At 65.0% G+C, this 246-nt stretch carries 1 pseudogene; it reads right to left on the bottom strand.

From position 1 onward, the window contains the following. Positions 1-246 (bottom strand): annotated as a pseudogene (locus tag IO36_RS36220) (alpha-1,4-glucan--maltose-1-phosphate maltosyltransferase); the annotation flags it as partial.

Here is a 246-nt window from a genome sequence, read left to right as displayed (position 1 = left end):
GATCACCTGTTCCCAGAACATCACGGGTTTGGTGTGGGGGTTGTCGACGCGGAAGATACGGACGCCGTGGTCCATCCAGTGGCGCAGGATCCGCACGCTCTCGCGGACCAGGCCGGGCATGTCCCGGTCGAAGGCGATCGGGTAGATGTCCTGGTACTTCTTGGGCGGGTTCTCGGCGTAGGCGATGGTGTTGTCGGGCCGGTGGTGGAACCACTCGGGGTGCTTGTCCACCCAGGGGTGGTCCGG

Origin of the sequence: Streptomyces aureus (genome assembly GCF_000725495.1) — a bacterium.
GTDB classification, from domain to species: domain Bacteria; phylum Actinomycetota; class Actinomycetes; order Streptomycetales; family Streptomycetaceae; genus Streptomyces; species Streptomyces aureus_B.
Note: the sequence above shows the minus strand (reverse complement) of the source record. Positions and strands in the feature narration are given on the sequence as shown.